Origin of the sequence: Thioalkalivibrio sp. ALMg13-2 (assembly GCF_000381185.1) — a bacterium.
Classification (GTDB): domain Bacteria; phylum Pseudomonadota; class Gammaproteobacteria; order Ectothiorhodospirales; family Ectothiorhodospiraceae; genus Thioalkalivibrio; species Thioalkalivibrio versutus.
This window is the reverse complement of record NZ_KB906133.1, coordinates 1-13,318: the sequence shown is the minus strand read 5'-3', so window position 1 is coordinate 13,318 and position 13,318 is coordinate 1. Positions and strand designations below refer to the sequence as shown.

Below are 13,318 nucleotides of genomic sequence, written 5' to 3'. Positions count from 1 at the left end.
TCACCGTCTCCGCCGAGACGCCAACCCGCGCGCCAATCTCCGAAGCCTTCAGGCCTCGCGTGCTCAGCAGAATCATGCGCGCGCGCTGTTGTTCCGCCGCGGGCATCTGGCGCCGCCGCAGCCAGCTCTCGAGCTCGTCGCGTTCGGCTTCGCTGATCGTCAACGTCTTGATCGGTCGTCCCATTCCGGTCGCCTCCCGAGTGCCTGTTATCAGGATACAGGGGGACAGTCACGGAGTCGATGAACTTTTGTTAAAGGACACTAGTGGCGGCCGGTGCCTGCTCGCCGGATCAGAGCCACTGCTCCCCGCTTGTTTTCGGGACTGTACCGATTCCCTTCGACTTGAACACATCTTTGGCCCAGTATGGCCTTCTGTAAGCGTCCGACCAAATACAGCATTACGCAACAAGTTAAAAAGGACCGTGCGTTCCGACGGCTCTCCCACGAGTCGATCACGAACTTCCCGGTACACTCGACTCCCCGGCGCGCAATCAGCCGGCGTGAACAAGGATTTTGAGCCTGGAGGAAAAACCGGCCTCAGCCCCGTTTCACCGCCTTTTCATAGAGCCCCGGAAAGCGTCCTTCGGGATCGCATTCGCGTTTGAGGGCCTCGTAGGCCGCGCGGTCGTAGTTCTGCCAGAAGGTGGCTTCGTCGTAGGTGCTGCGCGAGTACAGGCTTTTCTTGCCGCCGTGTTTCGCGACCAGTGCCTCGACCCGAGCGTTGTAATAACCATCGGGCGCGCTGGAGCGGACCATGTCCCAGAAGCCGAAGTTGATGTACGCGGTATCGCTACGCAGCTGGAACAACGAGAACCCGGCCTCGGGCACGACAAACGGGCAGATCCACACCGGACGGATACCGATTTCGGCCTCGAACTCTTCCAGAAACGCCGCGGCGCTGGCGATCGGGATGTCGACGTCCTGGATCACCGACTCGCTGCGCGGACGAACCGCATCCGACCCAAGGCACGTTGATGAAAGGGGGCCATGAGCGATGACCAGCGATGTCAAACGACCGGCAAGAACCGGCAACTCCATAGGTCAGGTCGTGAAGTCGTATTCCTTGATCGCTTTAGGCCGACCGATCAAGTACCCCTGCACCTTGTAGACGCCGATTTCACGCAGCACGTCAAGATCGTGCTCGGTCTCGACACCTTCGGCTACGATCTTGCCGCCTGTCTCCTCTGCAAACCGGATCAGGGCCATGGCCAATGCCCTCAGCCCGCTATTGACCGAAACACCCTGAACGAGGCTTCGGTCCAGCTTGATAACGTTGGGACGCAGGCGAATGATGTGACGAAAGCTCGCGTAGCCGGCCCCGGCGTCGTCAATGGCCAGTCGCAAACCGTCGGCGCGCAGATCAGACAGAGCGTCACCCAGCACATCGTAGTCTTCGACGACGGCATGTTCCGTCACTTCGAGCATGACGCGGTTCAAGGGCTGGCTCCGCAAAAGCTGATGGAACCGTCCGGAGCGAATCACATCCGGCGAAGCGTTCAACGAGATGTAGTATCTGTCGGGCAGGATCTCCAGAAGTGCTAGCGCTTTCTTCAATAGGGCCAGTTCGAGATCTTCTCTCAGACCGACCCGTTCAGCATCTTCCAGCCACCGATCCGGACCTTGCTGTGGCTCCGCCCCAAAGCGCGCCAGGGCCTCGTAACCGACGGTCTCATCCTGCTCGATATTGCAGATCGGCTGCAAGGCGATCGAGAACAGCTCGTCATCAAGGACGCGCTGGATTCGTCCACGATGTTCGTCGCGCTGCTGCCTGCGCCTCTGTTCCCGTTCCAGTTGATTGCCGACGAAATCGCCGAACACACGCATCAACCCCAGGTCGCGCTCGGTAAGGGATGTATCCGCCTTGCGGTCGAACACGCAAAGCGTTCCATACACCTGGCCGTCCGAGAACCGAATCGGAACACTGAGGTGTGCGCCGACGGGCAAGTCGAATGTCGCTTGCAGCTCTGCAGCCACAGGGTTCTCCACCGCATTGTGGAGCAAGCCGGGTAATCGGCCATCGATGACCCGCTGGCAGTAGCTCAGCTCGACCGGGTCCGAGTCGCCTACGTGAAGTTTCGGTGCACCCTCTTCCTCGTCCACGAACCGAAAGGTTCGACACCCATTGCGTATTTCCGATATGAACGCCACCTCCAGGTTCATGTGCACGCGCACGGCATGCAAAGCCTCCTGCAGGAGCTCCGCCGAACCACCTTACCCGTCGAACGGTAGGTCGATTCCTTCTGCGATCATGGGCATTTCCACACGATACGAAGTCACTCCCGCCATTTCCCTCTCCTACACAATCGTTCACATCACCTTCGCTCGACCATACAGACCCGTGAAACACGTTCGCAAGGGACGGCTCTGTCGGCATCCGAAAAGGACTTGACGGTGTTACGGGCGTTCGCCGACAGAACGAGAAGCGGAGGAAGCACGAAGTCCACAGGCACCTGTTCCAAGGGCTTCGCAGGATCTCGCGGACAAGGCTACAGACCCGTGCTGCCGTTGGAGTTCCTCGCAGGTTGCAGGGCTAAGAGTCCCTGCGCGCCGAATACCTTATTGAAACACTCAGGAATTTCATTAGCGTGACCTAACACAGGTGTCGATTGGGCCGTTCGCCCGTTCGCACCGACGAGGTCCGGGAGCCAGTGAGGCAACTTGCACGGATCGAAGAGGAGCAAAGCCCGCGAGGTGGCCGGTAGCAGTCTTGTCCGGCTCTGCTCAAGGGCCCCATGGCTTTTCGTCGGGATTCCAACCCACGGGGCCCGAGAGCCCCGGGGATCCCGCAAACCCGAAAAACGGAGTAGAGGCATGTCGACAGAGCCGAAAGACATCGAGCAACTCGTCAAGCGCGACTACAAGTGGGGGTTTTCGACCGACATTGATCAGGACATCCTGCCGCCCGGCCTCGACGAGGATGTGGTCCGCGCGATCTCGCGCAAGAAGCGCGAGCCGCAGTTCATGCTGGACTGGCGCCTTGCCGCATACCGCGACTGGCTGGAGATGCGCGAGCCCAACTGGGCACATGTCCATTATCCAAAGATCGACTTTCAGGCCATCTCCTACTTCGCGGCCCCCAAGTCGAAAGACGATGCCCCGCAAAGCCTGGACGAAGTCGATCCCAAGCTGCTCGAGACGTACGAAAAGCTCGGTATCCCGCTGCACGAGAGGGCGCGTCTGGCTGGTGTCGCCGTGGATGCCGTATTCGACAGCGTCTCGGTCACAACCACCTTCAAGGAGAAGCTTGCCGAGGCGGGCGTGATCTTCTGCTCCTTCTCCGAGGCATTGCAGAACCATCCCGAACTCATCAAGAAGTATCTCGGGACCGTCGTGCCACGCAACGACAACTACTTCGCCGCGCTGAATTCCGCTGTGTTCTCTGACGGTTCGTTTGTGTACATCCCCAAGGGCGTGCGTTGCCCGATGGAGCTGTCCACCTACTTCCGGATCAATGCCATGGACACCGGGCAGTTCGAACGGACCCTGATCATTGCCGAGGAAGGCTCCCACGTGAGTTACCTGGAGGGCTGCACCGCGCCCCAGCGAGACGAGAACCAGCTGCATGCCGCCGTGGTCGAGCTGGTCGCCGAAAAAGATGCCGAGATCAAGTACTCCACCGTACAGAACTGGTATCCAGGCGACGAGGAAGGCAAAGGCGGCATCTACAACTTCGTCACCAAGCGCGGCGAGTGCCGTGGCGATAACAGCAAGATCGCCTGGACCCAGGTCGAGGCCGGGTCGGCGATCACCTGGAAGTACCCCAGTTGTGTGCTCACCGGCCACAATTCGGTGGGCGAATTCTACTCCGTCGCCGTCGGCAACAACTTTCAGCAGATCGACAGTGGGACCAAGATGATCCACATCGGTCGCAACACGCGCAGCACCATCATCTCCAAGGGCATCTCGGCCGGTCGCGCCAACAATGCCTACCGCGGTCTCGTGCGGATGACACCCGGAGCCGAAAACGCACGGAACTACACCCAGTGCGACTCTCTCCTCCTCGGATCCACCTGTGGTGCTCACACCTACCCCTATATCGAGGCCAAGAACCCGAGCGCTCAAATCGAGCACGAGGCGACCACGTCGACCGTTAGCGACGACCAGATCTTCTACCTGAAGCAGCGGGGCCTGTCGGAGGAAGACGCCGTCAACATGATCGTCAACGGCTTCTGCAAGGAAGTCTTCGGCGAACTTCCCATGGAGTTCGCAACCGAGGCCGAAGCATTGCTTGCCGTTTCTCTGGAAGGTGCAGTCGGCTGAGCCACCCACCAGATCAGAGCCGCACGGCGCGCCATGCACAAACCGCGAGGACCAAACGACATGAACGAGCAGGAACTGATGACGGCCTTCGAGATGCTTCCGGACTGGGATGACCGGTTCAAGATGATCGAGGACCTCGGCAGCAAGATGCCCGCCTTGCCGGACGAAGCGCGAACCGAGCCCCATCGCATAAAAGACTGCAACACCAAGGCGTGGCTGACCGCTCACCTGGACGATCAAGACCCACCCCGGCTGATATTCCACGCCGATGCCGAAACCTCGATGGTACGCGGCTTGATGGCTTTGATGCTGCTGCCGTTTCGCGACAAGACGCCGGAGGGCGTCCTCCAGACCGATCCTTATGAAATGTTCGGTCAGATCGGTATCGATGAGGCGCTCAGCCCCACCCGCCGAGCCGGCATGGAGGCCCTGATGTTCCGCATCCGGGAGCTTGCACTGGAACATATGCCCGCTCGGGCCTGATGGCCCCGCCTATTCAACAATCGGATTCCTGGGAGAACACCACATGCTGAAGATCGAGAACCTCAAGGCAGACATCGACGGTAAAGAGATCCTCAAAGGCATCAACCTCGAGGTTAAGCCGGGCGAGGTGCACGCGATCATGGGCCCCAACGGCTCTGGCAAGAGCACCCTTTGCCAAGTGCTCGGGGGGCGTGATGGCTACGACATCACCGCGGGTTCCGCGACCTATCAGGGGGTCAACCTGCTGGAAATGGAGCCCGAAGTCCGGGCGCGCGAGGGACTGCTACTGGGCTTTCAGTACCCGGTAGAGATCCCCGGCGTGAAGAATATCTACCTGCTCAAGGAGGCCTACAACGCCCAGCGCAAACACCGAGGCGAGCCAGAAGCGGACACCTTCCAGTTTCTGAGCATGGTGCGCGAGAAGATGAAAATGATGCAGATGGATGAGAGTTTTCTACACCGAGCGGTCAACTCGGGGTTCTCCGGCGGCGAAAAAAAGCGCAACGAGATCCTGCAGATGCTGGTACTCGAACCCCGACTGGCCCTTCTCGACGAGACCGATTCGGGCCTCGACATTGATGCGCTCAAGATCGTCTCCGAAGGGGTGAACCATCTCCGCTCCGCGGAACGCGCGATCGTCCTGGTCACGCATTACCAGCGACTGCTCAGCCACATCGAACCCGACTATGTGCACGTGCTCTCCGGCGGTCGGATTATCAAGTCCGGTGACAAAACCCTGGCTGAAGAGCTTGAACGCGATGGATATCAGGGGATCATCGAGGAGGCCGCATGAGCGCGATCAGCCAGGAAAACCACTACACCCTACAGGCAGAGCAACTCGACGATGCGCTCCTGCCCCACCTTCCCCAATGGCTTCTGGAAAGGCGGCGGGCGGCGGCCCGCCGATTCGTCGAAACGGGCTTCCCCGACCCTCGCGACGAAGAATGGAAATACACCAACGTACGCCCGCTTACCAACAAGGCGTTCGCCGCAGCTGGGCGGCGCGACAGCCTCGATGCCGCGACCGTCGCCGGGCACACCCACCGCGGACTCGGACCGATCCAACTGGTATTCGAGGACGGGCACCTGCGGTCGGATCTGTCGGAGCTGGACCCCCTGCCGGCGGGAGTACAGATCCACGGCCTCAACAGCGCGATCCAGAAAAATCCGGATCAACTAGAGCCGCACCTGGATGCCGTTGCACACGACTGGTTCTCGCCATTCCCAACGCTGAACACGGCCTTCCTGACCGATGGCGTCCTGATCCATCTGGCCAGAGGCGTAACGCTCGAACGCCCGCTTCAGCTCTTGCTGTACGGCAATGCGGCAAGCGAGGCGCTCTGGTGCCATCCGCGTATTCTGATCATCGCCGAGGAGCAGGCCGCTGCCACGGTGATCGAGCATTACGTGGACGCCGAAGGCGCGCGCGGTTTCACCAACGTGGTGACCGAAATCGTGGCGCACGCCGGGGCGCAGGTACAGCATTACCTGCTACAAGATCATAGCGACACGGCCTACCACGTCGGGAACGTGTTCGTGCGCCAACACCGCGACAGCGTCGTCACATCACACAACGTGAATATGGGAGGGCGGCTGGTTCGTCATGACCTGAACATCGACATGATCGAACCCGGCTCCGAGGTCCACCTCAATGGACTCTTCCTGGTAAGCGGACGACAGCATGTCGATACGCATACCCGCGTGCATCACTCGGTACCGCATACCCGGAGCAGGGAAGAATACCGTGGTATCGCCCAGGGCCATGGCAGGGGTGTTTTCAAGGGCCGGGTGCTGATTCAGGAAGGCGCACAGAAGACGGAGGCCGAGCAGCACAGTGCCAACCTGCTGTTGTCGGACAAAGCCGAGATCGATACCAAGCCGGAACTCGAAATCTACGCCGATGACGTCAAGGCCGCCCATGGCGCGACCGTCGGCCAGCTGGACGCGGAGGCCCTGTACTACCTTGCCAGTCGCGGCATCCCCCGCGAGACCGCGCGCGCCATGCTGGTTCATGCCTTCGCCGAGCAGGTCCTCGAGCGGATCGCGCTCGAGCCCGTACGCGAGGCCATGCGCGACCGCCTGTCCCAACGACTTCCGGGGACGATCGAAGACTCTATCGGCCAGTGAGTTCCCTTCGGGAGGATTCTTTCATGCAGACACAGGAAATCATCACTCTGGAACGCGACACGCTGGCGGTCGCCGTGCCGGCCGGCCACCAGGTCATGATCGGCGAAGGCAGCAAGCTGGCACTGGTGCAGGCCCTGGGCGGATCATTCACCGTCACCGCCCAGGGCCGCATGTTCCGTATCAGCGGCCAGGATGCCGACGCGCTGGGGAAGACGCCCCTGCCCCCGCCGCAGCTGCCCCAGAACGCCACGGACGCCGACGTCGAACATCTGGTCTGGGAGCAGATACGCAGCTGTTATGACCCCGAGATCCCGATCAACATCGTTGAACTCGGACTAATCTATCGCTGCGAGGTCGAGAACCTGAGCGACGGCATGCGCCGAGTATGGATCGAGATGACCCTGACCGCCCCGGGCTGTGGCATGGGCGACACGCTCGCCAATGATGTCCGGAAACGGGTAATGGAGATCCCGACCGTGACCCAGGCCTCGGTCGAGATGGTCTTCGATCCGCCATGGGACGCCTCGCGCATGAGCGAGGCCGCACGCCTCGAGACCGGGATGTTCTGATGAGTGACTGGGTGGATGTTGCCCCGGCCACAACCATCGAGCCGGGACAGTACCGTATCGTGGACGTCGACGACGTACCCATCGCAGTGTTCAACGTGGAAGGGGCTTTCTACGCCATCGAGGATCTGTGCTCCCACGAGGAATATCCGATCGCCGATGGCAAGATCGAAGGTGACCGGCTGACCTGCCCGCATCATGGTGCGGAGTTCTGTCTGCGTGATGGCCGGGCCCTGAGCGCACCCGCCGTGGAGCCCCTCACCTGTTTTCCCGTACGCGTCCACCACGGAACGGTTCAGGTCCGCGATGACCGCTGGGATTGAACCGGAACCTGACGCCCGCTGCTATCCAAAGCGCCGATCACACGTTGGCGCAAACCATTAAACAAGGAGCGATCGCCATGTCATCAGCGCTCGACCAAACGCCAAACACGCCCGTCGACGTGGTCCCCGGTGACCACCTGCGCGCCACCGACCGCGCAGTGGAACACATCCTCGGCCAGATGCAGACCGACCCGAAGGCCAGCGGATTCCGAATCGAGATCAAACGGACCGGCTGCTCGGGCTGGATGTACGTAGTGGACCTGGTTTACGAGGCGCGCCCCGACGACCTGGTCTTTCACCCTGATGACCGACTCGCGATTCATGTCGACCCGAAAAGCTTCGAGTTCGTGCGCGGCATGGAGATCGATTTCAAGGCCGAGGGCCTGACCCGGCAAATCGTATTCAACAATCCGAACGTCACCGCCGCCTGCGGCTGCGGGGAAAGCTTCTCCGTCGACTGACGGCAACCCGCCGGGACATTTCCGCCCGAGAAAGTCGCGGTCGTCCCGGTGGGCGCACCTCGAACGCATCCGCGCACGATCGGGAGGGGCCGCAGCCACCGCCACCAGGAAAAACGCCCGTCCCTGCCGGACGATTCGCGCCGCTGCAGCCTATTCCGTGAGCACGGCGGGCATGATCATCTCATAACCGTACTTGCGTATGGAGCGGATAGCCGGCCCCTCGACCCCCACCTGGCGCAGCTTCTGGCGCAGCCGCGCCACCCGCACGTCGACCGCATTGGCCGTCGCGTCCTCCAGATTGACCCCCAGAAGAAAAAACCAGGGTCTACCTTTGGATTTCGCAGGCCGGCGAAGGGTGTTGAGGTGTTCTAGACTCGAGACGGCGGCGGAGGTGTGGCTTGTGGGGTCCGCACTCCGCTTGGACGTGCTCGGTTCTGAAATGCCGCCTTCGCCGCCCCTGCATCATCCGGAGCGTCCCACGTGGATGGTGCCCACTCTTCTGGAGTGATGGCTGAAAGGTAGACGAGACGCCGGATGAGTTTTGGCGTCGGATCTTGCCTGGAGGTCACCGCTATGGATACCCCTCTTCTTGTAGCCGTGGATGTCGGCAGTCGTTTCCACCAAGTGGCGGTCGGCGATGGTACGGGACATGTGCTGGACGAGTTCCGAATCGATCACGAACCGTCTGGATTTACAGCGTTCTTCGAACGGGTTCTACCCCGTTAACGCGGACACTTACGAGGAGGCCCATACTGGGCCGAAGGAATGTTCATGTCGAAACGTAAACGTTACACCCCCGAATAAAAGCGGGAAGCGGTGGAGTTGGTCCGTCGATCGGACACAAGCTGCCGGCAGATTGCCCTGGAGCTGGGTATGAGTCCGAACCTGCTGACCCGCTGGGTTCGGGAGGCGGAGGCCGGGGCCAGCAAGGCCTTTTCCGGTACCGGGGCGCCAAGGAATGAGGAGGTCGCGCGTCTGAGGCGCGACCTGGCCCGGGTGACCAAGGAACGGGATTTTTTAAGAGACGCGGCCGCGTACTTTGCCAAGGGATCATCTCTCAGCAGTTTCTGCAATGCTCGTGTGGGGATGGAGAGATATCGATCTCAGCCCAGATAAGTAGCGCAGTTGGCGGGTCGGTCGTCGGGGTCGCTATAGAACCGGGGTACTGCTGCCGGGTTGCCTGATCATCCGGTGCGGCCCTAGGCTATGCGTTTTACTTTAACGCCATTTGAGCCGCCTGATAGCTGCCCTCGATGTCGGCCATGTCGGAGGCTCCCGACGCCCCGCAGCGGCCGGCTTCGGCGATGATGACGGCGTGATCGTACAAAGCGTCGCGTTGGCTGGACAGGCGGACGTTGACCGCAAGCCGCGCAATGGTGTTGCGCATATGGATGATGACCGCGGGGTGGGTAGCTCCGGCTCGGCGGATCTGGTGGAAAGCGACGTCCATGAAATCACGGAAGCTCGGCGCTCGGCCAACCACGCGCACCACGCCGGCCTCATCGCAAAACACCTCGGGCTGGAGTTCCCGCCGCATCAGTTCGCCGAGCGCAGCGCCCAAGCGATCGATAACGGCAGTGGCGGTGAAGGGATCGTTGATGCCCGACGAAAGCGCGCGCACGGCGATTTCGACCAGGTGGCGGATCGAGAACTCCAGATCCTGAACCTCCGTGCGATCTTCGCCGACCAGGATCGCGCCTTCGATTTCGGTCACCAGACCCGGCTCGGGCAGGCGCCCGGGATAGATACTGGCCTTGTGCGATCCTCGCATGACGAAATCACCGGCACGGAAGTCCAGGCGGACCACCGCCTTGTGCCGGCAGGCGATTTCCACTAGGTGCGCATACTTGATCGCCTGCACATAGCCTTCTTCGGATAGCCACAAAGAAGCCGCATGTTCATCGAAGTCGGCCGGCAGCACGTCATCCGCCTTCGGCCGCTCAACGGGCGGTTGACCTTCGTCCTTCGCCGGCAGAAGGCGTGAAATCGAATCGCGGAGATCTCTGTTGACACGTCGGATCGCTGTATCGGAAATGATCGACCGAGCTAAAATGTGGATAAAAAACAGCAGCGCGAACAGGTTGATGAGGGCGAGCGCAGTGCCGATCGTGATCGCAATGTGCGGCACCGCGGAAATGTCGAATTCGCTGTCGAGGGTGCGAAGCACTAGCAGGCAATAAATGATGGTCATGAGGAAGGTGCCGAACACGATCTGTGTGCGGAGATCGCCCATGAAGTTGCCTACCAGTCGTGGTCCAAGTTGACTGGCGGCTAGCGTCAACACCACCATGGTGATCGATATTACGAGTGTCGCCATCGTGACCATTGAGGAAAAGACGGTCGACAGCAAATTGCGGGCGTCCTCCGGCCCGCCGCTGTGGAGCCAAAACTTTCGGGCCTCCTCCTCCGGCAGGCCGGCATCAAGGTTAAGGGCTATGACAGCCAGCCCGACCGCGCCGACAGCCATGAGCGTGGGCACAAACCAAAAGCCGGTCCGCAGGGTTGCCCAGAGATTGTAGAGACGGCTCAGCATGGTCGACCTCGCAGGATGGAATACAATCCAACACCTCATTAGCACGAATGCTCCCCAAACCGTAATTCGCGTTCCGGCCGCCGACCGCAGTGCACCACAGCAATCAGCAAGCGCTGCGGCAACGTGGCCGGGTCGAAGCGTCGGTTGAACCGGTAGGCGAACGCAGCCAGGTAGCGGGCCGCATTATTGGAGGAGGCAAAGGCGTGGTAGGTCCCGCTCAGACTGGTCTTCAGATTGCCGAGCACGGTGTTGATCCACTGAAACTCCGGCAGGTCCTTCGGCTTGCGGCCGCCGACCACGGTGGGCTGGTGCGCGCAGTCGACCATGGTGACCGCGTTGAAGCGGGCCAGACCGTCGGAGTATACGGTGCAACCCGGCGCCAAGCTCTGGCGCGACCAGTCCCACAAGGCTCGGAAGGTGAAACCCGGAACCGGGGACAGCTTCACGCGCAGCGGGTGTTCGTCCTCGGTCAGCAACACCGCGGCCACGAACGGGACCTTGTTCTCCGACCCGCGGACAGCCTTAATCACGCCGTGCGCCGTGCGCCGTGCGCCGCGCTACCGCAGCGCGGGCAGCGAAAGCCATCGGGCCAGCGGGTCTGCTCCAGCGCCGCTGCGCATTGTGCCTCGGTGCCGTACTGGGCGATGAACTCGGGCATCGACATTCCTGCCTGAAACTGATTCCGATTCTGGGCCATGCTGCTGCGCTCCGTTCTGGGCGGAGGTCCAGACTACGCCCGGTGGTGGCTCACAGAGTAAGCCTGCGGAGCATCCGTGCTAATCAGGTTTCGCTTTAGGCTCCAGAGCTTCCGTGGCCGCCTTGTGATCAAGCCTCGCGAATACCTCATCGAACGAGCCATCTGCCAGACAGGGGTGCAGCCCGAGCCACGCACGCAGGATTTGCCTGTATCGCGCTTGCACGCCTATCTTCCGCGCCTGACTGACAAGTCGAGCGCGGGCGACCTATTCCCTGCCGGAAAACTCGCTCTTCGCGCTCACGCGCGCACCGGAGTCGTCTCCGCGTTCGCGTGCTCGAAGGGGACCAGACGCCGGCGCTCCTCGTCCCACAGGGCGAGTCGTGCGCAATGGAGACTTTGCCGCAGCGTGAGACGACTAATCTCGCGAAGCTGCGGGAAATCCTTCAGCACCTCGGGCAACCGGTAGAACGGGATGCGGCTGGCGAGATGATGGACGTGGTGTACCCCGATATTCGCGGTCATCCAGCGCAACGGAGCCGGCAGATCATAGTAGGAGCTCCCATAGAGCGCGGCTTCGCGGAAGGACCACTCCTCGTCGTGCGCCCAGCGCGTATTCTCGAACTGGTGCTGCACATAGAACAGCCAGACGCCGATGGAAGAAGCCAGAATCGCGATCGGCAGGTGCACCAGAAGAAAGGTTCCCACCCCCACCAGCGACATCATCGCAATGACGACCAGCACGATGGCCGCATTCGTACCCATGGTGCTCAGCCACGGCATCCATCCCGCGCGCATGAACCCGACGGGTACGCGGTTCTGCAACATGAACAGGTAGACCGGCCCCAGGCCGAACAGGATCAGCGGGTGGCGGTACAGCCGGTACCGAAGACGCTGCATCCGGGGCTGGGCCTGGTATTCACGCACACTCAAGGTGTCGATGCCCCCCTCGTCAGCGCGATCCAGGTTGCCAGAGTGCGCGTGATGGAGGGCGTGGGTGTGGCGCCAGAGGTCGTAGGGCGTGAGCGTCAACACCCCCAGGGCCCGTCCCACCCAGTCGTTGGCGCGCCGGGACGGAAAGAAGGAGCCGTGGCCGCAGTCATGCTGGATCATGAATACCCGCACGAGAAATCCAGCGGCGGGTATCACCAGCAGCAGACCGAGCCAGTAGCCAGCGCTCACGCTTGCCCAGGTCAAAAACCAGAAAAGGCCGAACGGGATCACCGTAACAAGCAGTTCGAAGACGCTGCGGGCGAGGCGCGGAGCACGATAAGCGGACAGTGCCCGCTGTAACGCTCGAGGATCACCGGTTGTTTCTTGGTGCAGTACTTCTGGATCCATGTATGGACTCCGTAATAGGCTCGACCTCCAACCTACGGGTTCGCAACCCATCGCCGGCGTGCCGGTTTCTGACACAGAGCCATCGCCCCGATACCGGTCACAATAGCCATAGCCTCTTAAGCCATATTGGACCCATGCGCGTTCACCGTCTGTTCGATACCGCACACCGAACCCGCGATGCCGCTACCCGGCGCGGGCAGCCCCAGGGTGGGGCCCAAAAGCGCCAACTACTTTGATGCGGTCGGACCACGACAACCAGGACGCGCGACGGGGCATTCACCGTCGATCGCGATCTTGCCGGTCTCCGCGATTTCCCGGCGCGCAATCAGCCGGGGTGGACAAGGATTTTCAGCCTGGAGGAAAAACCGGCCTCAGCCCCGTTTCACCGCCTTTTCATAGAGTCCCGGAAAGCGTCCTTCGGGATCGCATTCGCGCTTGAGGGCCTCGTAGGCCGCGCGGTCGTAGTTCTGCCAGAAGGTGGCTTCGTCGTAGGTGCTGCGCGAGTACAGGCTTTTCTTGCCGCCGTGTTT

13 protein-coding genes and 3 pseudogenes are annotated in these 13,318 nt (G+C 61.3%); 8 read left to right on the top strand and 8 right to left on the bottom strand.

What is annotated here, in order from left to right; all coding sequences use genetic code 11:
• From F618_RS0113670 to F618_RS15025, 3 genes and pseudogenes are all read right to left on the bottom strand, one after another.
• The coding region (locus tag F618_RS0113670; protein ID WP_019568894.1) for a helix-turn-helix domain-containing protein at positions 1-184 on the bottom strand (184 nt) is incomplete at its 3' end.
• Positions 185-537: 353 nt separating this feature from the next.
• Positions 538-954: pseudogene (locus F618_RS0113665) on the bottom strand (FAD-binding oxidoreductase); the annotation flags it as partial.
• 87 nt (positions 955-1,041) lie between these two features.
• On the bottom strand, positions 1,042-2,193 hold the full coding sequence (locus F618_RS15025; RefSeq protein WP_051080758.1) for an EAL domain-containing protein: 1,152 nt from the start codon (positions 2,191-2,193) through the stop codon (positions 1,042-1,044).
• Positions 2,194-2,811: 618 nt separating this feature from the next.
• Here F618_RS15025 and sufB point away from each other — a divergent pair.
• From sufB to F618_RS0113625, 7 genes are all read left to right on the top strand, one after another.
• Complete coding sequence (gene sufB, locus F618_RS0113655; RefSeq protein WP_018952029.1) at positions 2,812-4,260, top strand: Fe-S cluster assembly protein SufB; 1,449 nt, start codon at positions 2,812-2,814, stop codon at positions 4,258-4,260.
• 60 nt (positions 4,261-4,320) lie between these two features.
• Positions 4,321-4,743: a SufE family protein gene (locus tag F618_RS0113650; protein ID WP_019568891.1), complete on the top strand. Its 423-nt coding sequence runs from the start codon at positions 4,321-4,323 to the stop codon at positions 4,741-4,743.
• A gap of 43 nt (positions 4,744-4,786) precedes the next feature.
• Positions 4,787-5,536 carry a Fe-S cluster assembly ATPase SufC gene (gene sufC, locus F618_RS0113645; protein WP_019568890.1) on the top strand — a complete coding sequence of 250 codons (750 nt, stop codon included), beginning with the start codon at positions 4,787-4,789 and terminating at the stop codon, positions 5,534-5,536.
• Entirely contained in the window at positions 5,533-6,870 is a 1,338-nt protein-coding gene (sufD, locus tag F618_RS0113640; protein ID WP_019568889.1) for a Fe-S cluster assembly protein SufD, read from the top strand. The genes sufC and sufD overlap by 4 nt, the downstream gene beginning before the upstream one ends.
• A 23-nt stretch (positions 6,871-6,893) precedes the next feature.
• Entirely contained in the window at positions 6,894-7,439 is a 546-nt protein-coding gene (sufT, locus tag F618_RS0113635; protein ID WP_019568888.1) for a putative Fe-S cluster assembly protein SufT, read from the top strand.
• Positions 7,439-7,759, top strand: coding sequence for a non-heme iron oxygenase ferredoxin subunit (locus tag F618_RS0113630; protein ID WP_019568887.1), 321 nt, complete (start codon positions 7,439-7,441; stop codon positions 7,757-7,759). Before sufT ends, F618_RS0113630 begins: the two co-directional genes overlap by 1 nt.
• Positions 7,760-7,836: 77 nt before the next feature.
• Positions 7,837-8,220, top strand: coding sequence for an iron-sulfur cluster assembly accessory protein (locus tag F618_RS0113625; RefSeq protein ID WP_019568886.1), 384 nt, complete (start codon positions 7,837-7,839; stop codon positions 8,218-8,220).
• 150 nt (positions 8,221-8,370) lie between these two features.
• Here F618_RS0113625 and F618_RS16675 read toward each other — a convergent pair whose 3' ends face one another.
• The gene (locus F618_RS16675; RefSeq protein WP_369772997.1) at positions 8,371-8,517 is read right to left on the bottom strand and encodes a winged helix-turn-helix domain-containing protein; all 147 of its coding nucleotides are present in this window, start codon (positions 8,515-8,517) and stop codon (positions 8,371-8,373) included.
• A gap of 519 nt (positions 8,518-9,036) precedes the next feature.
• On the opposite strand from F618_RS16675, the gene F618_RS16670 reads away from it, so the two are divergent.
• The gene (locus tag F618_RS16670; protein ID WP_155998040.1) at positions 9,037-9,336 is read left to right on the top strand and encodes a transposase; all 300 of its coding nucleotides are present in this window, start codon (positions 9,037-9,039) and stop codon (positions 9,334-9,336) included.
• 97 nt (positions 9,337-9,433) lie between these two features.
• Here F618_RS16670 and F618_RS0113610 read toward each other — a convergent pair whose 3' ends face one another.
• The 4 genes and pseudogenes from F618_RS0113610 to F618_RS16070 form a co-directional block, all read right to left on the bottom strand.
• A complete protein-coding gene (locus F618_RS0113610; RefSeq protein ID WP_019568883.1) occupies positions 9,434-10,753 on the bottom strand; it encodes a DUF2254 domain-containing protein in 1,320 nt (439 codons plus the stop codon).
• 38 nt (positions 10,754-10,791) lie between these two features.
• A pseudogene (locus F618_RS15015) lies at positions 10,792-11,450 on the bottom strand (IS1595 family transposase).
• A gap of 297 nt (positions 11,451-11,747) precedes the next feature.
• On the bottom strand, positions 11,748-12,788 hold the full coding sequence (locus F618_RS0113600; protein WP_019568882.1) for a fatty acid desaturase: 1,041 nt from the start codon (positions 12,786-12,788) through the stop codon (positions 11,748-11,750).
• Between the two features lie 371 nt (positions 12,789-13,159).
• Positions 13,160-13,318: pseudogene (locus F618_RS16070) on the bottom strand (FAD-binding oxidoreductase); the annotation flags it as partial.

Bases quoted from the DNA above. Each gene is read 5' to 3' on its own strand.
- sufB (WP_018952029.1), top strand. From the start codon at position 2,812: ATGTCGACAGAGCCGAAAGACATCGAGCAACTCGTCAAGCGCGACTAC.
- F618_RS0113650 (WP_019568891.1), top strand. From the start codon at position 4,321: ATGAACGAGCAGGAACTGATGACGGCCTTCGAGATGCTTCCGGACTGG.
- sufC (WP_019568890.1), top strand. From the start codon at position 4,787: ATGCTGAAGATCGAGAACCTCAAGGCAGACATCGACGGTAAAGAGATC.
- sufD (WP_019568889.1), top strand. From the start codon at position 5,533: ATGAGCGCGATCAGCCAGGAAAACCACTACACCCTACAGGCAGAGCAA.
- sufT (WP_019568888.1), top strand. From the start codon at position 6,894: ATGCAGACACAGGAAATCATCACTCTGGAACGCGACACGCTGGCGGTC.
- F618_RS0113630 (WP_019568887.1), top strand. From the start codon at position 7,439: ATGAGTGACTGGGTGGATGTTGCCCCGGCCACAACCATCGAGCCGGGA.
- F618_RS0113625 (WP_019568886.1), top strand. From the start codon at position 7,837: ATGTCATCAGCGCTCGACCAAACGCCAAACACGCCCGTCGACGTGGTC.
- F618_RS0113610 (WP_019568883.1), bottom strand. From the start codon at position 10,753: ATGCTGAGCCGTCTCTACAATCTCTGGGCAACCCTGCGGACCGGCTTT.
- F618_RS0113600 (WP_019568882.1), bottom strand. From the start codon at position 12,788: ATGGATCCAGAAGTACTGCACCAAGAAACAACCGGTGATCCTCGAGCG.